Annotated in this window: 24 protein-coding genes and 1 pseudogene; 6 read left to right on the plus strand and 19 right to left on the minus strand. The window is 54.4% G+C overall.

Annotated elements, in window-relative coordinates:
- Positions 1-206: 206 nt before the first annotated feature.
- A complete protein-coding gene (gene sspO / locus NST29_RS11095; RefSeq protein WP_008879509.1) occupies positions 207-356 on the plus strand; it encodes a small acid-soluble spore protein O in 150 nt (49 codons plus the stop codon).
- A 71-nt stretch (positions 357-427) separates the two neighbouring features.
- Here the strand turns inward: sspO and NST29_RS11100 are convergent, their stop codons facing one another.
- Positions 428-688: a hypothetical protein gene (locus NST29_RS11100; RefSeq protein ID WP_033022437.1), complete on the minus strand. Its 261-nt coding sequence runs from the start codon at positions 686-688 to the stop codon at positions 428-430.
- Between the two features lie 116 nt (positions 689-804).
- On the opposite strand from NST29_RS11100, the gene NST29_RS11105 reads away from it, so the two are divergent.
- The gene (locus tag NST29_RS11105) at positions 805-951 is read left to right on the plus strand and encodes a small acid-soluble spore protein P (RefSeq protein ID WP_031410206.1); all 147 of its coding nucleotides are present in this window, start codon (positions 805-807) and stop codon (positions 949-951) included.
- 466 nt (positions 952-1,417) lie between these two features.
- Here NST29_RS11105 and NST29_RS11110 read toward each other — a convergent pair whose 3' ends face one another.
- The 6 genes and pseudogenes from NST29_RS11110 to NST29_RS11135 form a co-directional block, all read right to left on the minus strand.
- On the minus strand, positions 1,418-1,738 hold the full coding sequence (locus tag NST29_RS11110) for a PTS lactose/cellobiose transporter subunit IIA (RefSeq protein WP_033023247.1): 321 nt from the start codon (positions 1,736-1,738) through the stop codon (positions 1,418-1,420).
- Positions 1,739-1,749: 11 nt separating this feature from the next.
- Positions 1,750-2,487: a chitin disaccharide deacetylase gene (chbG, locus tag NST29_RS11115; RefSeq protein ID WP_033023246.1), complete on the minus strand. Its 738-nt coding sequence runs from the start codon at positions 2,485-2,487 to the stop codon at positions 1,750-1,752.
- A 177-nt stretch (positions 2,488-2,664) separates the two neighbouring features.
- Positions 2,665-3,348: pseudogene (locus tag NST29_RS11120) on the minus strand (PTS transporter subunit EIIC); the annotation flags it as partial.
- Positions 3,349-3,365: 17 nt separating this feature from the next.
- The gene (locus NST29_RS11125) at positions 3,366-3,668 is read right to left on the minus strand and encodes a PTS sugar transporter subunit IIB (RefSeq protein ID WP_033023243.1); all 303 of its coding nucleotides are present in this window, start codon (positions 3,666-3,668) and stop codon (positions 3,366-3,368) included.
- Between the two features lie 146 nt (positions 3,669-3,814).
- On the minus strand, positions 3,815-6,742 hold the full coding sequence (locus tag NST29_RS11130) for a sigma-54-dependent transcriptional regulator (RefSeq protein ID WP_235207658.1): 2,928 nt from the start codon (positions 6,740-6,742) through the stop codon (positions 3,815-3,817).
- 149 nt (positions 6,743-6,891) lie between these two features.
- Positions 6,892-7,542 (minus strand): cell wall hydrolase, encoded by a 651-nt coding sequence (locus NST29_RS11135; RefSeq protein ID WP_033023236.1) that lies wholly within the window; start codon positions 7,540-7,542, stop codon positions 6,892-6,894.
- A gap of 439 nt (positions 7,543-7,981) precedes the next feature.
- On the opposite strand from NST29_RS11135, the gene NST29_RS11140 reads away from it, so the two are divergent.
- Positions 7,982-8,416, plus strand: a complete 435-nt coding sequence (locus tag NST29_RS11140; RefSeq protein ID WP_033023234.1) for a DUF2621 domain-containing protein — start codon at positions 7,982-7,984, stop codon at positions 8,414-8,416.
- Between the two features lie 75 nt (positions 8,417-8,491).
- On the opposite strand, the gene NST29_RS11145 is transcribed toward NST29_RS11140, so the two are convergent.
- The 3 genes from NST29_RS11145 to NST29_RS11155 form a co-directional block, all read right to left on the minus strand.
- On the minus strand, positions 8,492-8,965 hold the full coding sequence (locus NST29_RS11145) for a cytochrome c biogenesis protein CcdC (RefSeq protein WP_108209768.1): 474 nt from the start codon (positions 8,963-8,965) through the stop codon (positions 8,492-8,494).
- Positions 8,966-9,086: 121 nt separating this feature from the next.
- Positions 9,087-9,443, minus strand: coding sequence for a response regulator (locus NST29_RS11150; RefSeq protein WP_033023231.1), 357 nt, complete (start codon positions 9,441-9,443; stop codon positions 9,087-9,089).
- A 105-nt stretch (positions 9,444-9,548) separates the two neighbouring features.
- The gene (locus NST29_RS11155) at positions 9,549-10,256 is read right to left on the minus strand and encodes a cytochrome c biogenesis protein CcdA (protein ID WP_033023228.1); all 708 of its coding nucleotides are present in this window, start codon (positions 10,254-10,256) and stop codon (positions 9,549-9,551) included.
- A gap of 356 nt (positions 10,257-10,612) precedes the next feature.
- Between NST29_RS11155 and NST29_RS11160 the strand changes: the two genes are divergently transcribed.
- Positions 10,613-10,792, plus strand: coding sequence for an aspartyl-phosphate phosphatase Spo0E family protein (locus NST29_RS11160; RefSeq protein WP_033023226.1), 180 nt, complete (start codon positions 10,613-10,615; stop codon positions 10,790-10,792).
- Positions 10,793-10,877: 85 nt separating this feature from the next.
- Here NST29_RS11160 and NST29_RS11165 read toward each other — a convergent pair whose 3' ends face one another.
- The 4 genes from NST29_RS11165 to sirA form a co-directional block, all read right to left on the minus strand.
- On the minus strand, positions 10,878-12,656 hold the full coding sequence (locus NST29_RS11165; RefSeq protein WP_033023225.1) for an ABC transporter ATP-binding protein: 1,779 nt from the start codon (positions 12,654-12,656) through the stop codon (positions 10,878-10,880).
- The gene (locus NST29_RS11170) at positions 12,653-14,416 is read right to left on the minus strand and encodes an ABC transporter transmembrane domain-containing protein (protein ID WP_033023277.1); all 1,764 of its coding nucleotides are present in this window, start codon (positions 14,414-14,416) and stop codon (positions 12,653-12,655) included. Before NST29_RS11170 ends, NST29_RS11165 begins: the two co-directional genes overlap by 4 nt.
- A gap of 122 nt (positions 14,417-14,538) precedes the next feature.
- On the minus strand, positions 14,539-14,751 hold the full coding sequence (locus NST29_RS11175; RefSeq protein WP_033023223.1) for a YneF family protein: 213 nt from the start codon (positions 14,749-14,751) through the stop codon (positions 14,539-14,541).
- Between the two features lie 90 nt (positions 14,752-14,841).
- On the minus strand, positions 14,842-15,279 hold the full coding sequence (gene sirA, locus NST29_RS11180) for a sporulation inhibitor of replication protein SirA (RefSeq protein ID WP_033023222.1): 438 nt from the start codon (positions 15,277-15,279) through the stop codon (positions 14,842-14,844).
- A 66-nt stretch (positions 15,280-15,345) separates the two neighbouring features.
- On the opposite strand from sirA, the gene NST29_RS11185 reads away from it, so the two are divergent.
- The gene (locus NST29_RS11185) at positions 15,346-15,624 is read left to right on the plus strand and encodes a hypothetical protein (protein WP_033023220.1); all 279 of its coding nucleotides are present in this window, start codon (positions 15,346-15,348) and stop codon (positions 15,622-15,624) included.
- An 81-nt stretch (positions 15,625-15,705) separates the two neighbouring features.
- Here the strand turns inward: NST29_RS11185 and tkt are convergent, their stop codons facing one another.
- The 4 genes from tkt to yneA all read right to left on the minus strand — a co-directional run bounded on the left by tkt (position 15,706) and on the right by yneA (position 19,222).
- Entirely contained in the window at positions 15,706-17,712 is a 2,007-nt protein-coding gene (gene tkt / locus NST29_RS11190) for a transketolase (RefSeq protein WP_033023219.1), read from the minus strand.
- A 117-nt stretch (positions 17,713-17,829) separates the two neighbouring features.
- Positions 17,830-18,060 carry a DUF896 domain-containing protein gene (locus tag NST29_RS11195; RefSeq protein ID WP_033023217.1) on the minus strand — a complete coding sequence of 77 codons (231 nt, stop codon included), beginning with the start codon at positions 18,058-18,060 and terminating at the stop codon, positions 17,830-17,832.
- Between the two features lie 105 nt (positions 18,061-18,165).
- On the minus strand, positions 18,166-18,897 hold the full coding sequence (locus tag NST29_RS11200) for a recombinase family protein (RefSeq protein ID WP_235207657.1): 732 nt from the start codon (positions 18,895-18,897) through the stop codon (positions 18,166-18,168).
- A gap of 19 nt (positions 18,898-18,916) precedes the next feature.
- Positions 18,917-19,222, minus strand: coding sequence for a cell division suppressor protein YneA (gene yneA, locus NST29_RS11205; protein ID WP_033023273.1), 306 nt, complete (start codon positions 19,220-19,222; stop codon positions 18,917-18,919).
- Positions 19,223-19,373: 151 nt separating this feature from the next.
- Between yneA and lexA the strand changes: the two genes are divergently transcribed.
- The gene (gene lexA / locus NST29_RS11210) at positions 19,374-19,997 is read left to right on the plus strand and encodes a transcriptional repressor LexA (RefSeq protein ID WP_033023215.1); all 624 of its coding nucleotides are present in this window, start codon (positions 19,374-19,376) and stop codon (positions 19,995-19,997) included.
- A gap of 504 nt (positions 19,998-20,501) precedes the next feature.
- On the opposite strand, the gene glnA is transcribed toward lexA, so the two are convergent.
- Entirely contained in the window at positions 20,502-21,836 is a 1,335-nt protein-coding gene (glnA, locus tag NST29_RS11215; protein ID WP_033023213.1) for a type I glutamate--ammonia ligase, read from the minus strand.
- Positions 21,837-21,868 lie beyond the last annotated feature (32 nt).

Raw genomic sequence — 21,868 nt, forward strand, 5'->3', positions numbered from 1 at the left:
TACTATACTATTTTTTTGCGCAAAAGTCGAAAAAATCGTATCCATTCTCGCATTCCTCGCAAAGCTTGGCACGACTTTATCTTATTATAAAACGGGAAGGACTGTAAATCATGGATTTCTAATGACCTTCCTCCTTGTTTTCTTATCACGCCCTAGTCGGAATATTCCCCTTGTTTCATCACAAACTACAACCGGAGGTGAACGAAATGGCCAAACGAAAAGCCAATCACGTCATTCCCGGCATGAACGCGGCTAAAGCGCAAGGGATGGGCGCCGGCTACAACGAAGAGTTTTCCAATGAACCGCTGACCGAAGCGCAGCGCCAAAACAACAAAAAACGAAAAAAGAACCAGTAGCGTGGCGGCCGCTCCGCCATCCCGGCCTGCCATAGCGCACAAAAAAGGGAATGTCCGCCGCCGGCATTCCCTTACTCGTTTTGATTGATTTCCTCCACAATGGCCTGCAAGTCGCTGCGAAATTTCTCGAGCTGCACGCGCTGTGTTTCCGAGGCGACTTCGAGCGCGTTTTCAATTTGGGCGAACGCCTCGTTGATTTCCTGACGCAAATGGGCCAGCTGGTGGCCGTAGTCGGCTTGATCGCGCACCAAGTGATCGTGCCATTCTTTCGCTTCCATCGTCGCCTTTTGCGCCGCTTGAAACGCGTCCTGTTTCGTTTTATGATACACCATCGCTCGTCCCTCCTTCGCGGTCGTTCACTACTTATCGTTTCAAACTGGGCGCAAATTATGCGCTGAATAAGCGAAAGCACAACGCCGCATGCTAACGGACAAAGGAGGGACAACCAATGACAAACAAAAATGACGGCAAAGATATGCGCAAAAACGCGCCAAAAGGCGACAATCCCGGGCAGCCGGAGCCGCTTGACGGTTCGAAAAAAGTGAAAAACCGCAACCATACGCGGCAAAAGCATAATTCAAGCCACGACATGTGACACAAGCAAGCGGAGTTTCCCTTCTCCGTTCAACCCGCCCGGCTTGCCGCTGGGCGGGTTGAACGGCTGTTGTCTTTATGTTTACATAATAAAATTATTGTAAAACCAAAAAGGTGGGCGGTCTCTAGAAGGCTGGTGAAAAACATTGGTTTCCTTTGGTCGATGAAAAAAAGTGTGCACTGTTGCAAGGCTTTTCTATTTGAAAAACGATGCTGGGAAGCGGTTGCGCGAGTAAATCACCGCCCTTCTAGAAGGAGGGGGATGTAAGGGAAAATGGTGCTCCCAACAGCGTTTCTCAATGTTGAAAAATCTTGCGACACCATAACCTGATCCCTTTTGGATTCTCGCAAATGGAGCGTTTTCACTGGGGTCTTCTAGAACATCCCATTGCCGCCCGTCTTGGGTTCATTTCCATTGAAGGACATCATCCCCACCCAAGCAACAAGCCGGCCGACGGCGATGACGATTAGCCTGTTTGCTGCTTGAGCGCTTCATACAGCTCTACGAATTCAGCGGCTAAGTCCTTGACCGTGATCGCCGTCATTAAATGATCTTGGGCATGCACCATCAGAAGCGTCACCACCGTCTGCCCGCCGCGCGCTTCTTGTTGCAGCAGCTCGGTCTGCAACCTATGGGCCGCCTGCAGTTCCGCTCCCGCCTGTTCAAGCATCCTGCGCGCCGCGGCAAATTCTCCTTTTTTCGCCGCTGCAATCGCCTCCATTGCATAACTGCGGCCGTTTCCCCCGTGAAGAATCAGTTGGAATACAGTTTGTTCATACGTTTGCATAACGCCCTCTCCTATAGTTTATAGAATTCACGGTACGTGATCAGCTGAACCCCGCGCTCGGCTATCTCGGCAACGAGCGTCGGGTCGGTCAGCACCGCCAGCTCTTCGACTCGCTGTTGACAATAGGAACTTCCTGACGCGAGCGGAACATCGATATACGCCGGGTGGCACATCACTTCCGCCGTTTGGCCGTCGCCAATTCGGTCGATAAGGGATAAAAAGCGGTCTTTCGTCAGCCCATCCCCGTAGAAATCCGGAAAAAAGACGTCGACGGTCGGCAGCCGATGCGGCCGCGCCGTCCGCACAGGGCGGATCGGCAACTGATAGCGTTCGGCCAATTGTTCCACAACCGGAAACACATTCGGGTGCTCATGAACGTGATGATGGCTGTCAATATGCGTCGGAGTGAGCCCGAACGAGAAGAAACGCTCCAACTGGGCGCAAAGCTCCCGTTCAATATCGCTGCGCCTAGCGCCGGCAAGCGCCTCCCCGCGCCGCGGAAACTCCCCATTTTCGTTCACTAGCGATGGAACATTGGCCAGCGGCCAGCCGCACGTCAGCACAAAATGAATGCCGACGCCGAGTTCCGGATGGTCCTTCGCCAACCGGGCGGCGTGTTCAGCCGCTGGCATGTTCGCCATCAGCGTCGCCGACGTGACGACACCGTTCTGAAACGCTTCCAAAATTCCGTAGTTGACCCCTTTCGAGTAACCGAAATCATCGGCGTTGACGATGCAATAGCGCGGCATTTCGCTCCTCCCCTTTACAGCGAGGGCGTTGCCCCCGCTCCGCTTAAAATTGTTGGATCGGCCTGCTCTTCGGCCGCTTTTTGTTTGTCCCAAACCGAGAAAAATGGATAGTAGATGGCAAACGCGATGAAGAAGTTAACGATTTGCAAAATACTCCCGGAAATTTTGCCTCCCGTCGCTGAGCGGTTTGTTCAGGAGGACAGATACAATGTTATGGAAACTTTCAAACGGCGTCATTTCCAAAATCAGCCGGGCTACCCAGACAACGACGAGCACAGCGGCTCCCGGGATCAAAGCAACAAAGGAGCGGGCCACAGCAGGCGGCACCCCGTCCGGCAATTTAATGACAATATTTTTTTGAATGATTTTCCGGTAAATTTCGGTTGACACAATCGCCAAAATCATGGCAACAAACAGCCCTTTGCTGCCGACCCATTGCACCGGAATGCCGCCGCTGACCATGATCGCCTCTTTTGCCCCTTCCGGCGTGAACGGCACTTGATACGGGGTCGCCAGCAAGAAAGCGGCCAGTGAAATCGCGCCGGCGGACAGCGCATCCACTTTATACTTTTCCGCCAGCCGATAGGCGACCCCGAAGCTGACAACAAGCGCCATAATATCGAACGTCGCTCCAACCGGATAAAGAAGCTTATCAAGCCAATGCTCGCCGAACCATTTCGCCATCCATTCGTTGTAACCAGGAATCGGCAAAAAAACAAGAATTAAAAATAAAGACCCGATAATCAACAATGGCATCGACAAAATAATCCCGTCACGAATCGCCTGCAAATGGCGCTGTTCGGCAATCTTGCCGGCGACAGGCATCACGCGGTCTTCCAACATCCGAATAAACCGGTCCATCCGCTTCTACCCCCTGTTTATTTTTTTAACCGCAGCGCAAAGTCCAACACGCCGGCGCCGTTGACCCGCCCATAGTCAGCTGGATTGATGACATCGACCGGAATGCCGCGCGCCTCCCCCTCTTTTTTGAAGGCGGCAAACTTATAGCGAATTTGCGGGCCAATGAGCACAACATCCGCTCGATCGAGATGGTCTTTCGCCTCATCGGCAGAGACAGCCCAAATAGTGGCTTCCATCCCCCGTTCCTTGGCAGCCTCTTGCATTTTCGTCACAAGCAAACTCGTCGACATGCCGGCAGCGCAAATGAGCAAAATGTTCATCCGCTTTCTCCTCCTTTTTTGCAATAATTCATTATTGTTTAAGCAAATTCCATGCCAACATCAAAAAGACAGCGCCGAAGCGGATGGAACGGTTGTGTGTTAACGGAGGGAAACTGTGTAATGGAAGCGTTTCCAATCGTCGCGCCTTATCCATCTCGTTTTCCTTGCAGCGAGCGAAAAAAGTGAACGATATGACACAGTTCATCTTCATCGATGCAAACACCGTACTGCTGTTCAAGCGGAAACAACCCCTCTTTGACCGCCCTGTACAGCGCGCCATCTTCATGCCCGCAAGCTTTCGACGCTCGTCGGTCACCGCCCGTTCTCTCTCCGGACAGCAGACGATCGAGCAAGCAGCAAAGATGAAAGACAAGCCCCACCAGATCGCGGCCATCCGCTTCAAGGCCGAGTTCCCGACCAATCGCCGCCAGCGCAGCGCGAATGGCAGGAATGGCTCGCGCCGGCGCGAGGTGGCGAAGATGGCCGGTCAGCTCTCTAGCCATATGCATATGAATTTCCTCGACATCGGCTAACGCTTGAATTTCTTTCATCGCCCTCAAGCTAAGCACGTCCTCAAGAGAAAAGTGCGGGATTCGCTCATCAAGGCAAAGGTGGCTGACAATACAGACGATGCGGAAATGTTTCGCGACGTTGGACAAGGTTTGCCGCGCTTCTTCCGCATCTGCCATTTGAATCGGAATAATGCGCCACATGCGCTCATCGAGCGGCAAATACGTTTCCAATATATGCTTTAGCGCCAACGCGCTTCCTTTTCCAGTAAAACAGGCAGTGACGATCGCCAGCATGTCCTGCTCCGCGGCCTCCTCCTCCCAAAGCGGCCCGCGAATGTAAAACGGCGCGGCGGCTTTCACTTCTTCGTAAATTTCCTGAAGCGCATAGCCGAGCATCGCTTTGCGGGCCGCTTCGAGCACGTGCGGCGTGCTGGCGGCGGAAATCACCCGCACCGGAACGGCGAGCTCTTTTTCCAAAAAGTTCGAAAACGACACAAGCGATCCCATGTCAACAAGCAACAGCACCCCTTTTTTCGATGGGACGGGCTGCAGCACCGCTTTCACCTGCTCGTAAATCCGTTTCGGGTCGGCATCAAGCGGCATATCGACCGCATGCACACACGCGGCGGCCAACAGCTGGTTCACGACATCCGCCATCGCCGAAGCCACACCGTTGCCATGCATCACAACGACGATCGCCACCCGTTCCTCCCGCTCTTCGGCTTGCTCCTCGTGGAACGCAAAAAACATCGTCAAAAATCCCGCTTCATCGATCGGGAAGTCGATATGCGTCCTTTCTTCCATCAGCTGAAGGCAGTCGAGCGCGACGGCGAATTCCTGCTTATAGGCGGCGCGAACTTCATTCAGTTTCGGATGGGAAACGATCGTCCCGGCCCGCAGGCGGTTGATCGCCGTTTGAATGTGCATGGCGAGCGCATACATCACCTTCTCGGCGAGGCGGCGCCCAAGTTTTTTCTCCGCATAGACAACCATCGCTTCGGTCAACTCAAGGACGTCGGGAGCGACCATTTTTTCAAGGTCGCGGCGATCGCGGATGCGCCGATCCACCCCTTTCATGTATTGCGAGAAATAATGCTTAATGTCCATTTCCAGCAATAGGTCCAGTTCATCGCCGACGATACCGCGCTCTTTTAGTTCTCCGTATTTGCGCTCAATCGCGCCGTAAACCGATTCGGATTCCGCCGCCGGCCCGCTCTCAACATCGGCCTCCCCCCCATGCGGCGGGAAGGCATACCACCGTCGCGGCAGCGAATAAGAGGCGGCTTGCGGATGTTTTTTCTCCAGCAAAAGTCCGCTTTGCACTTGAAATGGCAAATCGGCGCGATGAATGCGCACCGCTTGTTTCTTTCCGGTGACATAGTCGGCGTAGGCTTTGGCGCAAACGAGCTGCACATCGGCCTTCAGCTGCCCGACGTTGTTCGGGCACGGGTAAACCAAAAACGCGCGCATGGCATTGGCGGAGACGTCAATTTCTTTTCCGAGCCGCACCGCCTCTTCCTGAAAAAACTGCATCACCAGCCGAAAGCGTTCGTCAAGTGTCCGCTTCTCCAGCGGCGGCAGCAAAATATGCATTGGAATGCGGCGGCGGAACGTTTTCAGCAAATTCGACTCCGGATCTTCCGTTGTCGCACAAATGAGCAGCACATTCGCTGTTCTCTCCACATCCGTCTCGCCAAGCCGGCGGTAAATGCCGCGGTCAATAAACGTAAACAGCATTTCTTGCCCTTCGGCTGGCAGACGATGCACCTCATCCAAAAACAAAATGCCGCCGTCCGCCTTTTCAATCAGCCCTTTTTGCTCATAGGCCCCGGTATAGGCCCCTTTGCGGATCCCGAACAACTGGCCGAGCAGCAACTGGGGGGTGTTCGTGTAATCAGCGCAGTTAAACGTCACAAACGGCGCCCCCGGCGGAAAACGGCCAGCTGCGACGGCAAACTCGTGAAGCAGCTCCGCGAACATCGACTTCCCCGTTCCCGTCTCGCCGACAATCAGCATCGGCAGCCCTTTGGGCGGATATAAGACGGCAGCCTTTCCTTGCTCCACCGCGGCCGTCAAGCTCGGCTGCTGCTTGGCCAGCCGGTCGAGACGCGTCATCGCTTTTGGTCCTCGCGCCAGCGCAAAGCGAACCGGCCTTCCGGTTTGCTTTTGCACTTTTCCCTCCCGCCAAAGGCGGTTTAAATCACGGCTGACGTTGGCTCGGTCGAATCCGAGAGCGAGAGCCAACTCTTCAGCGCTTACCCACCGCTTCCCATTCCGTTCCCATTCTTGCAGCGTTTCGTAGACAAGATCGACTCTTTTCACAGCCGCTCCCCCCTTGATCAACACATTCGCAACCGCACCGGCAAACTCCTGCCGGCTTCCCGCGGAAACGTTGAACCGATCCGCCGCCCTTCCTTGGCCGGACACCGCTCCACCGGTCGAAAAGCGCCCGCCTTTGTCAGCGGTGTCATGACCGTCAGTGCGAAAACATCGAGAACACGGTTGACCCTCACGAAGCCAGAAAAACTCCGCTTTTTTCCCAACAACATGGCGGCGGAACATGTTTTTCCCTGCACTAGCATGAACATCACAACTCGTCGAAAAGCGATTTTCGCAGAAAAAAAGAGCGTCCCCAAAAGCGGGGAAACGCTCTCCTCTTTGTCGGTCGGCTGTGCTTTACTCAACCGCCATCCTTTTTGAAGCCGAACCGTTTATTTCGTAAAGACGTGATGCCCTATGCGAATCGTCACCGGGCGCGACAACATCCATTTGTCTTTTGTCACCCTTGGATTATAAAAGTAAAGCGAGCCGCGGCGGTCGTTCGGAAACAAGGCCAACGCCTTATCAACGGCCGCGTAATCTTGCTTGGTCGGCCGAATGCGGGTCAACTTTCCCGTTTTGACCGGCACAAACGCATAACCGCATTTCGTCTTTTGATAAATGACGCCGCGCACCGTTTTTGGAAACTCCGGATGCTTGGTGCGATTGAAAACGACAAGCGCCACTTCCACCTTGCCGGCAAACGGCTCGCTCGAACCGGTCTCCGCCTGCACCAACTGAGCGAGCAGCTTCCGGTCAGCGGCGCTTAATGTGATCGATTTCTTCTTTGCCGGGGCCGAAGCCGTCCGTTTCCCTGCCGCCGGAACTTTCAGCCGTTCTCCAGCGTAAATGAAGTCATGCTTTAAGCCGTTTAGCGCGCGCAGCGATGAAACGGTCGTATGGTATCGCTTGGCGATCGCTGACATCGTATCGCCCTTTTTTACTTGATAGTATGTATACGAGCCAGCCGCTTCCGTCGTCGGCCCCTGCGAGCCGAACGTCAAAAAACAGGCGGCAGCGAGCGCAATCATCGTCTTTTTCATTCCTTCGATCCCTCCCTAGCTCTCCACGTTCCTCCTAGCTTTTTTGTCTATTAGATAGATTAGCAGGCGGCGGGAAGGACGTCACTGTCTATCATTTCCATTCCTATCTAGACTTACCTTGCGAACGCTTGTTGTTCTAAGGCGGGACAGGTTTTTTTACAGTTGCGTTACAGTTGCGTTACGATTGATGACAGGCGCCGTTATCGGTTTCTTTGTGGCGAAACAGCGGGAGCGCGTTTTGAGCCAAAGTGGCGCCAAAGTGGCGCCAAACTTGCCAAACAGCACGCTTTTCGACATAATAATAGACGAATCTTGCGCCAAATCCGGCCGGAAAGCGGAATCGTCTTTTGGTTGGAATACAACCCGGCGGCCGTCGCATCCAATGGCTTGACAGGGCAAAGGGCGCATAGCACCGAATTAACGCATGGGAGTGGGGATCATGCTGACGGGATGGTTTCTTTGGTTTATTCTGTTTTGGGTCGTTTTTTTGCTCGTCATGATGTCCATTGGCGGCTTTTTCATGTTCCGCAAGTTTTTAAAGCGACTGCCGAAAGAAGACGGAAAATCGGAGCTGGACTGGCAGGAGTATTACATTGAACAGACGCGCCATTTATGGGGGGAAGAAGAAAAAGCGCTTCTTGAGGAACTCGTTCGCCCCGTGCCCGAATTGTTCCGTGACGTCGCGCGGCAAAAGATCGCCGGCAAAATCGGTGAACTTGCCTTGAAGGAACAGGCGCCGCGCATCACACGCGACCTGTTGATTCGCGGTTACATCATCGCAACGCCGAAGCGCGACCATAAATTTTTGATTCGGACATTGCAGGCGAAAAACATCGATCTCGCTCCTTATCAGCATTTGCTAGAAAGCCGCTGACCGTCCGCGGCTTTCCCGAAAAAGCGGTTCGCGAGCGTAAAAAAGCGCCCCGCTCGTTTTTCGGGACGCCATCATTTATGTGAGGACCGGCGGCTTCAACCGCGCGGCCAGCTTCCGATATGAAACGTACATGGCGATTCGCCACGGGACGATCATCGAAAACGCCAGCAAGTAAAACATTCCGCTTAATTGGCGGTAATCAATCGTCCGCCCTAAATACGTTTTCAAACCGAGGCGAATGATGATCAACCCGAGCAAAATCCAAATGAACGCCTTCGAACGTTTCAAATAAATGTCATGGCCGCGAACTTCAAATTTCGATGTTTTGATGAGGAACAACGAAAAAAACAACCCGAGAACGACCGCTTCGATGAGCTCGCCGCGCGTGACCCGGAACACCGGATCAATGAACATCAGCGCGCCGGTGCTCATAAACAGCGGCGGCAAAATGATTTTTTTGGCGTTGGTCGGCTTTTCCGACGCCTTCATGCGCACAAAAAAAACGAGAAACGCCATCACGACGGCGATGAGCGAAGTAACGAGCGGCAAAGCCATCACCTTCTTCCGACAAAAGTAGCTGGACAACGTTATTATAGCAAAAACCGTTTCGCTTGCCTACCACCACGTACCGATCACAACCCAGAAACTCCCTTTCCAAGTGCAAGTCTTTTTATAAAAGGCGGGCGACCGCTTCCAGCACGCGTTGTTCTTCGAATGGCTTGACGATGAAATCCGCCGCCCCCGCCTCGACCGCTTCCACGACCATGCGCTGCTGGCCGAGCGCCGAGCAGATGATGATTTTCGCTCCCGGATCCAACTCCTTGATCGCCCGCACCGCCTCGATGCCGTTCATCACCGGCATCGTGATGTCCATAATGACGAGATCAGGGCGCAGACGACGGTACAATTCCACTGCATCCTTGCCGTTTTCCGCCTCGCCGGCTACCTCATGATGCCCCTTCTGCAAAATGCGCGCCAACGTCACCCGCATGAACTTCGCGTCATCGACCACTAAAACAGAAGCCATATTCCACTCTCTCCTTTTCCACGAAAATCTTGTAAAAGCAAAACATGAGCGCCTTCATTGCTCGGTCAAAGGCGACATAGCGTTTTCCACGAAAATGTTGTAAAATCAAAACCCGGTAAAGCCGCCAAACAAGCTCGTCGCATACCCAATCAGTTTCGTCATCCAATCAAAATACAAAATCACGCCCATCGCGATCATGACATAGCCGCCCGCTTTCATCATGGACGCGCTATGGCGATGAATCCATTGCAGCTTGCCAAGGAAAAACGACAGTACGAAAAACGGGACGGCAAAACCGAGCGCATAAGCGAGCATATAGAGGATTCCCGACCCGGGATGGGTGGCCGCCAGCGCCACGACAGCCACTAAAATCGGGCCCATGCACGGCGTCCAGCCGGCGGCAAACGCCATGCCGATCAGCATCGAGCCGACATAGCCGGAGGGCCGCTCACGAAACGATACACGCCGATCTTGCAGCAAAAATCCCGGCTTCCATACCCCGGCCACGACGAGACCGAGCGCGGCGATCACCACGGCGCCGATTTGCCGAATCACATCTTGGTAATCGACAAACAAGCGGCCGATTAGCGAGGTGCCGAAGCCGAGCGAAACAAAAATGAGCGAAAATCCGAGCAAAAAACAACCCGTATGCCATAGGCTGCGGCGATTGAGCATCGCGTTTTCTTCTTTCAGCTCGCTGACCGACATACCGGTAATATAGGATAAAAACGCCGGATAAAGCGGCAGAGTGCACGGGGAAAGAAATGACAAAAACCCGGCGCCAAATGCGAGAAACACATTCAATTGATTCACGGGCGAATTCACTCCTAGTCGTTTCTATATAAGTTGCCATTTTGTTTTCCATCCCGCTGATGACTCTCATAACGGCTTGTACTTCGATGAAACCCGCAACGAAAAATCGGAAATTCTCATTTTGTTTTACGTAGCATTGCTCGCTCTTCTTGTCACCTTGCCAGCTTGTTAGATGATAAAGACGGGACACGGAGATCGGAAATGGTTTATTACAACCGATCTATATTTCTATTTTAGCAAAAATCCGCCCTTTCGTATAATGCGTTTCTCATGTTTTTTGGACAATTTTTCTATTTTCCATTTTTGTATTCATTGGTAAAATAGTATAAAATACAAGAGGAAAAGGGCGATTTTTCGTGCCAAAACAAAGCTTATTGACATTGATTGAACAAAAACGGATGGAGCTTGTCGATATCGTCGCCAAAACCGGCCTGAACTCGCCGGCCGCCATGAAAATCAGCAAAGAACTCGACACGCTGCTCAACGCTTATCAGCGCGAGCAAAGAAACGAGCGAAAGCAAAGCGCCTCCCGCTAAAACGGAACCGGCGCTTTTTCTTTGCCCAAAAGCGCCCATCGAACGCTGCCGGCGGCCAAAACGAAAAACCTTGCCGATGCCCCGCCTAGCGGCGGGCATCGACAAGGCCGTTTTGCAGCAAATACATTTGATAATAAATCCCCCGTTGCGCCAAGAGCTGCTGGTGCGTGCCGCGCTCAACGATTTCGCCGCGCTTTAGGACGAAAATTTGATCCGCGTCTTGAATGGTGGACAAACGGTGGGCGATCACCAGCGTCGTCCGTCCTTTTCGCATTCGCGCGAGCGCTTCTTGAATCGCTTCCTCTGTTTCCGTATCAATATGGGCGGTCGCTTCATCGAGCACCAAAATTTTCGGATCAGCGGCGATCGTGCGTGCAAAGGAAAGAAGCTGGCGCTGACCGCTCGATAACGTCGCCCCGCGCTCAGCGAGCACATGGTCGTAGCCCCCCGGCAGCCGCTCAATGAACGGCTCGGCTTGCACCAATCGGGCGGCCGCCCTCACCCGCTCCTCATCGATAGTTTCGTTGTACATGCGAATGTTGTCCCGCACCGTTCCGTAAAACAAAAACGGATCTTGCAAGACAAGGCCTAGCCGGCGGCGGAGCTCGGTGCGCGAATAATCGCGGATCGACCGGCCGTCAAGCAAAATATCGCCGCGGTCAAACTCGTAAAAGCGCATGAGCAAGTTGATGATCGAACTTTTGCCGCTGCCCGTATGGCCGACAAACGCGACCGTCTGTCCGGGTTGAATCACAAATGACACGCGCTTTACGACATCGCGTTTGCCATCGTAGGAAAAACTGACATCGCGAAACTCAATTTCACCGCGCTCGATCGTATACGGAGCTTGTTCCGGATGAAACGGCGCCTCCTCCTCGCGGTCAAGAAGGGCAAAGACGCGCGAGGCGGAAACGATCGCCTGTTGATACAGCGACAGGCGCATCATCATTTGCGTCACCGGCTCAAAAAAGCGCTCCAAATAGTTGACAAAAGCGTAAAGCACGCCGATCTCAACCGGGCTTTCGAGCGCCGAAATGCCAAAAAAGCCAAGCACCACCATAATCGAAACCATATAGATCACATCGATCGCCGGCCGAAGCAACAGCCCGTCAAGGCGGATGTTGCGCATCCCCGCCCGGTAATGCGCCTCATTCACAGCCGCGAACTCCCGGTAGAGGCGCTGCTGTTGACGAAACGCTTGAATGATGGCCATCCCTTGCAACGACTCATTCAATTTGGCATTCAGTTCGCTCAGCCGCTCGCGCATGTCTTGATAAAATACCGAGCTGTAACGGCGATACGTGCGCATAATGAGCGCGATGGCCGGCAGAATGAACAGGCAAAACAACGCGAGCCGGACGTTGAGCACAAACATGGTGATAAACACGCCAATGACAAACAGACCGTTTTGCACAAACACCGCTAAAACGCTAATAAACATGTCTTTGATGGCTTCCGTGTCATTCGTGACCCGCGAGACGATGCTGCCGCCTGGCGTTCGGTCGAAATAGCTCATCCCAAGGCGATGCACCTTGGAAAACACGTCCATCCGCAACGCTTGAATAATATATAAAGCGAGCCGCTGAAATTCAACAAGCTGAAAGTACGTGATCACGGTTTTCGCCCCGAGCACGCCGAGATAAGCGGCAGCCAACGCCGCCACCGGCTCAAAAGCCAGGCGGCCCGGCATGAGATAATCATCGATGAACACCTTCACCAAGTACGGCCCGGCAAGCTCGCCGGCCGTGGACAAAAGAAGAAGGAAAAACGCAAGCGCGGCTTCCTTTTTGTATCTCCCCATGTAAGAAAGCAACCGCCAAAGGACTCGCCGCTGTTCTTTGGCCGTCAACGTCTGTCCGTTCATGCCATCCCTCCGATCTGTGATCCTTCCACGAACGCTTCGAGCTGTTGGCGCTGATGCATATCGCGATACCAGCCGTCTTCGGCCACAAGCTTCTCGTGGGTTCCGGCCTGCACGATTCGTCCGCCATCGAGCACCACGATCCAATCGGCATGCTCGACCGCGCTTAAACGATGAGCGGCGATGATCGTCGTTTTGCCGCGCCGCTCTTGTTTTAAGGCGGCCAAAATGCGCGCTTCCGTTTTCGCGTCAACCGCCGACAACGCGTCGTCCAAAATGAGCACTTCCGGATTTGTCAACAGCGCCCGTGCGATCGACAACCGCTGTTTTTGCCCGCCTGACAAAGAAACGCCGCGCTCGCCGACAACGGTCGCATAGCCGTCTGGAAATTGAAGAATGTCCTCATGAATATGGGCGAGCTGCGCCGCCCGCACGATTTCCTTTTCCTCAGCCTCCGGTTGGGCGAAGGCGATATTGTCGCGCACGGAAGCCGAAAACAAAAAATGGTCTTGCGGGACGTAACCGATCGCCGAGCGGAGCGCCGACAGCGTGTAACTGCGAATGTCGTGGCCGCCGAAGCGAATTTCTCCGTCATAGCCGTCAAACTCGCGCAGCAACAGACGAAGCAGCGTCGTTTTCCCGGCCCCGGTTTTGCCGACAACGCCAAGCGTCGCCCCGCTCTTGAGCCGAAATCGAATGTCCGAAAGCGCCGTCCTCATCTCCCCAGGATAGACGAACCGCTTGATGTCGTACTCGATGTCGCCGCGCGGGGGAACATCGATGGCATCGGGAGCTTCGTGAATTTCGTCCTGCTCGGCCAGCAGTGCCCGCACCCGGTCATACGAGGCGCGCCCGCGCTCAACGATGTTAAACAGCCAGCCGAACGCCAACATCGGCCAAATGAGCAAGCCGAGATAGGTGGTAAACGACACGAGTTCCCCAATCGTCAGCTCACCGGTCAACACCATTTCGCTTCCAAACGCGACCGCGAGGAAAAACGACAGCCCGACAAGGAAGCCGATCGTCGGGTCAAAGAGCGCATCAATTTTGGCGACGGCGATATTTTTAGCCACCACATCTTCCGATTGACGACGAAACGCCTCCACATCTTGTTTTTCATAACCAAACGCTTTGATCACCCGAACGCCGCTGATGCTTTCCTGCACTTTATCGTTGAGTGACGAAAACGCCGCTTGCGCCGTAACAAACCGGCGATGAAGGATCGTTCCGTAGCGGCTCGTCGCCACCGCCATCACCGGCAGCGGCAATAGACTGATGACGGTCAGCTTCCAGCTGATCGAAACCGCCATGGTCGCCAGCACAAATCCGCCGAGCGTCAGCGAATCGACAAGCGTCAAAATGCCGCTGCCAGCCGTTTGCTGGATCGCTTGCAAGTCATTGGTCGCATGAGCCATCAGATCGCCGATCCGCTTCCGCTGGTAAAACGACGGCGACATCTTCGTAAAGTGTTCATACAGCTCATTGCGCAGTTGGCGAGTAAGCTTGACGGCCGCTCCGAAAATGCAAATGCGCCAAGCATAGCGAAGCCCATAGAGCGCCGCCGCCACAACGGCAAGGACGGCAAGCCAGCGAACAAGCACGCCGCGCGTCATCGTTCCATTTTTCATATGGTCAACCAAAATGCCGATCACTTTCGGCGGAACGGTTTCGAAAAAGGCGACGACCACAAGCAACAACACACCGGTCATGTACGCTTTTTTCTCTTGGCGAAAAAACCAAAACAAGTCGCGAAACACGCGCACAGTCCCATCTCCTTCCTTCGATTGCCGAACAATCGCTATATCATTGTAACAAAAATGAAAAAATTTTGAAAGGACATTTTCGCAAAATAAAAAGACACTCTTCATCGAGTGTCTATGTTTCCTTATTTCAGCTGGTTGTTCATCATTTTCATCATCTGGTTGATTTTCTTCTGCGAAGGCGTCATGCCCATTTGCATCATCATCATCCGAATCATCTGTTCATTGATCGGCGGATTTTTTTTCAAATAATTGATCATCGTTTTGCGGGCGATGAAAAACCCGATTGCCACACCGGCGATGAGCGCCAGCACGCCAACGAGAATCGTATCCCACATCGCAGCGATTTTCCTCCTTCTTGTTGTCTCTTTAACCAGTGTACTAAACGATGCGCCATTAGACAATATTCCGCCGCAAAAATCTTCACATTATGCGAATTTTCTCCCTGGCGCCGGCGCGCATAACCAATGGTAATCAGCAAAATCGGCAGCCACCGCCAAAAACGTTGGCGCTAGTTTGGCGAGCGCCCGTCCGATGTCGGCAGCCAGCGCGGCGCTGTCGGCAACAAGCAACAGGCGGCGTTTTTGGACGACAAGGAGCGCTTCCTCGCCAGATTCATGGCACAAAATGAACATATTGCGTTCCAAATTTTTGCCGACGCGTCCAGTGAACGATTGTTTCAAGCCGAGCTCGAGACGGGAAAACGACAACCGTTCGGTGATGAACTCCACTTGCTTGCGGCAAATCGCTTTTAACGGCGCTTTCGCGTGTTGATGCTCCCGTAGCAGTTCGACAATTTTTTCCGTCCGATGGCGATAATGCGCCGCCACTTCATCCTTCAACAAATAAATCCAATAACGAACCATGTTCGATCCCCCATTTCCGTTCCATCTGTTTTTATTATAGAAAAAGAAGGGGGAAAAATATGTCTATTGCCGGCAATTTTTTTCACTAACATTGTCGATTTTTGCGCGCAGCCTTTCAACCTGTGGCCGCTTGCGGCAAAGCTTGGCCCAGCCAGTTCAGCCGCGCCGCCGCGGGCCAACAACAAGCGGGTAACTGACGCGCGACACACGTCGGCGAAGGCGGTTCAGCCGCACGGCCGCGGGCCAAAAAACAAGCCGCCCTTGCTGCGGCGCAAGGGCAGCTGTCCCGAACTCTCTTCCGAAGCAACGAAGAAACTAGTCGATGTCCTCACATCCGCCCAATGAACTAGGCGGTGGAGGTCGTCATCCGCTCAATAAACTAGGCAGTGGAGGTCGTCATCCGTCCGGAAGATCGGCTTTCTCCGTTCATTTTCCAAGCAGCGCTTTGACGCGGCGAACCACGTGGTCGACGGTAAAGCCGTACTCAGCCATGATTTTTTCTCCCGGTGCGGAGGCGCCAAACCGGTCGATGGCTAACACATCGCCCTCGTGACCGACGTAGCGCTCCCAGCCGAGCGAGGCGCCCATCTCAATGGCCAGCCGCTTCGTCACGGTCGGCGGGATCACTTCATCACGGTACGCTTTTGGCTGCGCTTCAAAGCGGTCCCACGATGGCATGCTGATGACGGAAACGTGAATGCCTTCAGCAGCGAGCGCTTCTTGCGCGTTCACCGCCAGGCTGACTTCGGACCCGGTCGCCAAGAGCAGCGCCTCCGGAGCGCCGTTTTTCGCCGGTGAGACGACATAAGCGCCTTTTTTCATGCCTTCATACGCCAGCTCCGCCGTTTGCGGCAACGTTGGCACATCTTGGCGCGTCAACACGAGCGCGGTCGGCTTGTCTGTCGCTTCCAGCGCCAGCCGCCACGCTGCGGCGGTTTCATTGGCATCGGCCGGCCGGATGACCGACAAGTTTGGCATGGCGCGAAGCGAAGCAAGATGCTCCACCGGCTCGTGCGTCGGACCATCTTCACCGACAGCGATGCTGTCATGCGTCAACACATACGTGACCGGCAGCCCCATAAGCGCCGCGAGTCGAATGGCCGGGCGCAAATAGTCGGAAAACACGAAGAACGTGCCCCCGAACACCTTCAATCCACCATGGAGCGCCATGCCGTTCAACGCCGCTCCCATGGCAAATTCGCGCACGCCAAACCAAATGTTGCGGCCCTCGTAGCTGCCCGGCAAGAAGTTGCCGCCGCCTTTGATGAGCGTTTTGTTCGAGCTCGCCAAGTCGGCCGAACCGCCAAACAATTGCGGCACCGCTTTAGCGATGGCGTTGATCACTTCCCCAGAAGACGAGCGGGTCGCTAGGCTTTTGCCCGCTTCATACACCGGCAGCACAGCTTCCCAGCCGGCAGGAAGCGTTCCTGCGATCGCTTGCTTCAACTGGGCGGCCAGCTCCGGATGCGCCTGTTCGTAAGCGGCAAAGAGCTCGTTCCATTCCGCTTCCTTTTTCGCTCCCGGTTCTTGCACGGTCTCCCGGAAATGGGCGTACACCTCTTCCGGCACGTAGAAATCTTCGGCGAACGTCCAGCGGTACGCTTCCTTCGTCAACTTCGCTTCTTCCGCGCCGAGCGGAGCGCCGTGAACGCCGGATGTGCCCGCTTTTGTCGGCGCACCGTAGCCGATCGTCGTTTTGACTTCAATGAGCGTCGGCCGGCTGAGATCGGCCCGTGCTTCTTCCAACGCTTTTGCGATTTCTTCAATGTTGTTGCCGTCCTCAACGCGCAAATATTGCCAGCCATAGGCTTGGAAGCGTTGGGCGACGTTTTCTGAGAACGACAAATTCAGCTCCCCGTCCAAGGAAATGTCGTTCGAGTCATACAGGACGATCAAGCGGCCGAGCTGTAAATGGCCGGCAAGCGACGCTGCCTCGCTCGCCACCCCTTCCATTAAATCGCCGTCGCCGCAAATCGCGTACGTATAGTGATCGATGATGGGAAACCCGTCGCGGTTGTAAGTCGCCGCCAAATGCCGCTCGGCCATCGCCATGCCAACGGCCATCGCAATTCCTTGCCCGAGCGGACCGGTCGTTGCTTCCACTCCTGGCGTATGACCGTATTCCGGATGGCCCGGCGTCTTGCTTCCCCATTGGCGAAACTGTTTGAGATCGTCCATGGACACATCGTACCCGCTTAAATGAAGCAGGCTGTACAGCAGCATCGAGCCGTGCCCCGCTGACAGGACAAACCGGTCGCGGTTGAACCAGTTCGGATTGGCCGGATTGTGGTTCATCCATTTCGTCCAAAGCACATACGCCATCGGCGCCGCTCCCATCGGCATGCCTGGATGCCCAGATTTCGCCTTTTCGATCGCGTCGATCGACAGCGTTCGAATGGTGGTAATGGCTAATTCTTCGATTGAATGCGCCATCGTCTTCCTCCCTTTCATCAACATGGTGTCATTTACTATCATATAGAAAATAGACTCCCTTGTACAACGTTTAATTTCCCAACGAAGCATGGGAACGCCGCCGCGCGGCGCCAACACTTAATGGAGGCGCCGGCGTTGACTTTCTTTTAGCTTTTTCGGCGTGACATCGTTCCCGTTTGGATCGATGACCGTCACGGTATGAAGCATATCGGTCATCGCCTTGCGGAACGCCTGAATGTATTCGCGGCGCAACTTCGCCTGTTCGATCGTTTCTTCCGCCGTCAAGCCAGACGTTTTCGCCTTTTTGGCCAGTTCATTGATGCGGTCTAATTTCTGTTTGGCAAGCATCCGTTATCTTCTCCTATTCGTTAGGATGATCGTTCTCCGTTCTATGTTATCTGCTAAAACGCGAAGATGGCAACAATGACGCCTCGGCCACCTTCCTCTGCCTTTCTATCGCTTCGCAGCGCGCCTTCCTTGCCGCTCGCCCGTATATTCCTGATCGCGCTCGGTGCCGGGCTCGTAGCCGCTGGGCTGTTCGGCTTGCCGTTCGTCCATATATTCTTGGTAGCGGCGATGAACGGTCGCTTTGGACGCCTCATAGCCAAAGCTTCGGAGCGTGGCGGCGATATCGGCAAACGTGAAACCGCGCGCACGCAGGCGGACGATCTCTTCGATCGGCAGTTCGATGCGATCGCGCCCCGCGTTCTCTCCTTGGCGCCGCAAGTTCCGCTCCGGACGATAGCCGCGCGCGATGGCTCGCTGCATGCCGCGCTTGATTTTCGCGTTATGTAGTTTCCGCTGATACTCCTCGACGATCGCAATGATCGACAACACCATCTCATCGGCCTCGGACAGCGGCATCTCTCCGCGGTGGCTGGCGCTGTATAGCTTGACCCCTCGCTTTTTCAAGCAATGAAGCAGCGCCATGCGCGCATGGCCGCGCCCGAGCCGAGTTTCGTCTTGAACGAGCAAGACGTCCACGAGCCCCTCTTCACACAGTTCGAGCAGCTCGAGCACGCCGTCACGGTCAGCTTCATAACCGCTCGCCTGCTCGGCGATCACCTTGACCACCTCAAATCCGCTTTCCGCCGCGAGCCGTTCAAGCTCCTCCCGCTGCCGAGCCAGCGATGTTTCCTGCTCGCTTTTGTCCGTGCTGACGCGGCAATAAATGACCGCCCTCATGGCCATCCCTTCTTTCTTGTTACTGATTGGCGGCCAATGAACCGCCCCGCTTTGATTTTAACACGGGAATGACGATCTGTTCACCCGCTGTGAGACGGGAACTGCGAAGATGGTTCACCTCCACCACCCAGCGGATGAATTCGTCCGGCGATAAGCCGTGCTCCTGTTCATATTGCTTGGCCAACCCCCAAAGCGTATCGCCTGATGCGACGGTCACCGTCACATATTCCTGTTTATCAACCGGGCTGCCAGCGTAGATGAACGCGGCTGTGAAAAGCGTCATCAAAACTGAAAATACTAGATAGTGCACAAACGTTTTCTTCATTTTCCCCACCCCAAAAAGAGAATATTCGTTCGCTTTCCTTCATTATAATCAGGAACATTTGTTTGTGTCAACAAAAAATTCGAACTTATGTTTGTTTTTTCCCTTTCGGCATGATATAATGAAGGCAAATGACTTGCCGGAGGTGCAGGGAATGACGAAACTGTCGAAACGGCAGCAGCAAATTTTAGAGTTTATTAAGCAGGAAGTCAAAACGAAGGGCTATCCGCCGTCGGTGAGGGAGATTGGGGAGGCGGTCGGACTGGCGTCGAGTTCGACTGTCCATGGGCATTTGGCGCGGTTGGAAAGCAAAGGATACATCCGCCGCGACCCGACCAAGCCGCGCGCCATTGAAATTTTGGACAACGATGGCGGGAAGGAAAAAGAGGGCGAGGACATCGTCTCCGTGCCGATTATCGGGAAAGTGACCGCCGGGCAGCCGATTACGGCCGTAGAAAACATCGAGGACTATTTCCCGCTGCCGAAACGGCTCGCCGCCGGCGAAGAACAGCTGTTTATGCTTGAAGTGATGGGCGACAGCATGATCGAAGCCGGCATTTTGGACGGCGACTACGTCATCGTCCGCCAGCAATCATCGGCCCAAAACGGCGACATCGTCGTGGCCATGACCGAAGACAATGAAGCGACCGTCAAGCGCTTTTTCAAAGAAAAGGACCATATCCGCCTGCAGCCGGAAAACGCTCATCTCGAGCCGATCATCGTCCGCGATTGTACGATTCTCGGCAAGGTGATCGGCGTCTATCGCCTGATCGGCTAACGGAAGCGCAACGAAGACGGCGGACGGGGCGGACAAACGTCCATCACCTTGTCGGCTGACGCCGCGCGCCGCTGCAACGAGGCGGACGGGGCTTGAGCCAAAACCCGAACAGCGAGGTTGCCGGGTGTGAGCGGCCGGCCGCGGGAAAGGGCCGGTCCACAAGGCGGCATGGCAAAAGCGCGCGAGCCGAACAAGTTAGACCGCAGGAAAAAGAGCCGGTCCACAAGGTGTCTGGCTTCAAGGTAGGCACAACCAATCATGGGCCGGAAGCACCGGTACGTATATAAAAGAGGGGCTGACCTAAAGGCTGTCTGCCTTCAAGATCGACCGCAACCGATCATGGGCCAGAAGCGCTGGTACGTATATAAAAGAGGAGCTAACCCAAAAGGTTGCCGTTGCCTGCCTTCAAGATCGACGCAACCGATCATGCGGCCGAAGCAGTCAGCACGTATATAGAGCAACGAAAGAGGGTATCCCGATCTTTTTGGGATACCCTCTTTTTGATTAGTACAGCTCCATGTATTGATCCAATTCCCATTGGTGGACGGTCGTCCGATACATATCCCACTCGATTTCTTTCGCTTCAACGAAGTGCTCGAATAAATGCTTGCCGAGCGCTTGGACGATCACTTCGTCGGACTTCAAGTTTTCAAGCGCCTCAATGAGCGTAGCCGGCAAATCGACAATGCCTTCTTCGAGCCGTTCTTCTTTCGTCATGACGTAAATGTTCCGGTCCACCGGTGCCGGAGGGGTGAGTTTGTTGCGAATGCCGTCAAGCCCCGCCGCCAACAGCACCGCCATCGCTAAGTACGGGTTCGCCGACGGGTCAACGCTGCGCACCTCAATGCGCGTGCTCATGCCGCGCGAAGCCGGAATGCGAATGAGCGGGCTGCGGTTGCGCGCCGACCAAGCGACATAGCACGGCGCTTCATAGCCCGGAACGAGCCGCTTGTACGAGTTGACGGTCGGGTTTGTCACCGCCGTAAAGTTCGGCGCGTGTTTCAGCACGCCGGCGATAAACTGGCGCGCCGTTTCGCTCAACTGCAACTCGCCGTTCGGATCAAAAAAGGCGTTTTCCCCGTTGCGGAACAGCGACAAGTTGCAGTGCATACCCGAGCCGTTGATGCCGAAAATCGGCTTCGGCATAAACGTCGCGTGCAGCCCATGCTTGCGGGCGATCGTCTTCACGACGAGCTTGAACGTCTGAATATCATCGCACGCTTTGATGGCGTGGGCGTATTTGAAATCAATTTCATGCTGTCCTGGGGCAACTTCGTGATGGGACGCTTCGATTTCAAACCCCATTTCTTCGAGCTCAAGCACGATGTCCCGCCGGCAGTTTTCCCCCAAATCCGTCGGCGCTAAATCGAAATAGCCACCGCGGTCGTTCAACTCCATCGTCGGGTGCCCTTTTTCATCGAGCTTAAAGAGGAAAAACTCCGGTTCCGCCCCTAAGTTGAACGCCGTGAAGCCGAGCGCTTCCATCTCTTTGAGCACGCGTTTTAAGTTATAGCGCGGGCAGCCTTCAAACGGCGTGCCGTCGGCATTGTAAATGTCGCAAATAAAGCGGGCGACTTTCCCTTTTTCCGCCGTCCACGGAAAGATGACAAACGTGTCCAAATCAGGGTACAAATACATGTCCGATTCTTCGATGCGGACAAACCCCTCGATCGACGACCCGTCAAACATCATTTTGTTGTTCAGCGCTTTTTCCAGCTGGCTGATCGGAATTTCCACGTTTTTAATCGTGCCTAAAATATCGGTAAATTGCAGGCGGATGTATTTGACGTTCTCTTCCTTGACGATGCGCATAATGTCTTCACGCGTATATTTTGCCATCTTGAACCTCCTCACCGGCTCCGAAATCATTT

It is taken from the genome of Geobacillus sp. FSL W8-0026 (assembly GCF_037966255.1).
Lineage (GTDB): Bacteria > Bacillota > Bacilli > Bacillales > Anoxybacillaceae > Geobacillus > Geobacillus icigianus.

Coding starts and splice junctions, on each gene's coding strand:
- sspO (WP_008879509.1), top strand. CDS start 207: ATGGCCAAACGAAAAGCCAATCACGTCATTCCCGGCATGAACGCGGCT.
- NST29_RS11100 (WP_033022437.1), bottom strand. CDS start 688: ATGGTGTATCATAAAACGAAACAGGACGCGTTTCAAGCGGCGCAAAAG.
- NST29_RS11105 (WP_031410206.1), top strand. CDS start 805: ATGACAAACAAAAATGACGGCAAAGATATGCGCAAAAACGCGCCAAAA.
- NST29_RS11110 (WP_033023247.1), bottom strand. CDS start 1,738: ATGCAAACGTATGAACAAACTGTATTCCAACTGATTCTTCACGGGGGA.
- chbG (WP_033023246.1), bottom strand. CDS start 2,487: ATGCCGCGCTATTGCATCGTCAACGCCGATGATTTCGGTTACTCGAAA.
- NST29_RS11125 (WP_033023243.1), bottom strand. CDS start 3,668: ATGAACATTTTGCTCATTTGCGCTGCCGGCATGTCGACGAGTTTGCTT.
- NST29_RS11130 (WP_235207658.1), bottom strand. CDS start 6,742: ATGTTCCGCCGCCATGTTGTTGGGAAAAAAGCGGAGTTTTTCTGGCTT.
- NST29_RS11135 (WP_033023236.1), bottom strand. CDS start 7,542: ATGAAAAAGACGATGATTGCGCTCGCTGCCGCCTGTTTTTTGACGTTC.
- NST29_RS11140 (WP_033023234.1), top strand. CDS start 7,982: ATGCTGACGGGATGGTTTCTTTGGTTTATTCTGTTTTGGGTCGTTTTT.
- NST29_RS11150 (WP_033023231.1), bottom strand. CDS start 9,443: ATGGCTTCTGTTTTAGTGGTCGATGACGCGAAGTTCATGCGGGTGACG.
- NST29_RS11165 (WP_033023225.1), bottom strand. CDS start 12,656: ATGAACGGACAGACGTTGACGGCCAAAGAACAGCGGCGAGTCCTTTGG.
- NST29_RS11175 (WP_033023223.1), bottom strand. CDS start 14,751: ATGTGGGATACGATTCTCGTTGGCGTGCTGGCGCTCATCGCCGGTGTG.
- sirA (WP_033023222.1), bottom strand. CDS start 15,279: ATGGTTCGTTATTGGATTTATTTGTTGAAGGATGAAGTGGCGGCGCAT.
- tkt (WP_033023219.1), bottom strand. CDS start 17,712: ATGGCGCATTCAATCGAAGAATTAGCCATTACCACCATTCGAACGCTG.
- NST29_RS11195 (WP_033023217.1), bottom strand. CDS start 18,060: ATGCTTGCCAAACAGAAATTAGACCGCATCAATGAACTGGCCAAAAAG.
- NST29_RS11200 (WP_235207657.1), bottom strand. CDS start 18,897: ATGAGGGCGGTCATTTATTGCCGCGTCAGCACGGACAAAAGCGAGCAG.
- yneA (WP_033023273.1), bottom strand. CDS start 19,222: ATGAAGAAAACGTTTGTGCACTATCTAGTATTTTCAGTTTTGATGACG.
- lexA (WP_033023215.1), top strand. CDS start 19,374: ATGACGAAACTGTCGAAACGGCAGCAGCAAATTTTAGAGTTTATTAAG.
- glnA (WP_033023213.1), bottom strand. CDS start 21,836: ATGGCAAAATATACGCGTGAAGACATTATGCGCATCGTCAAGGAAGAG.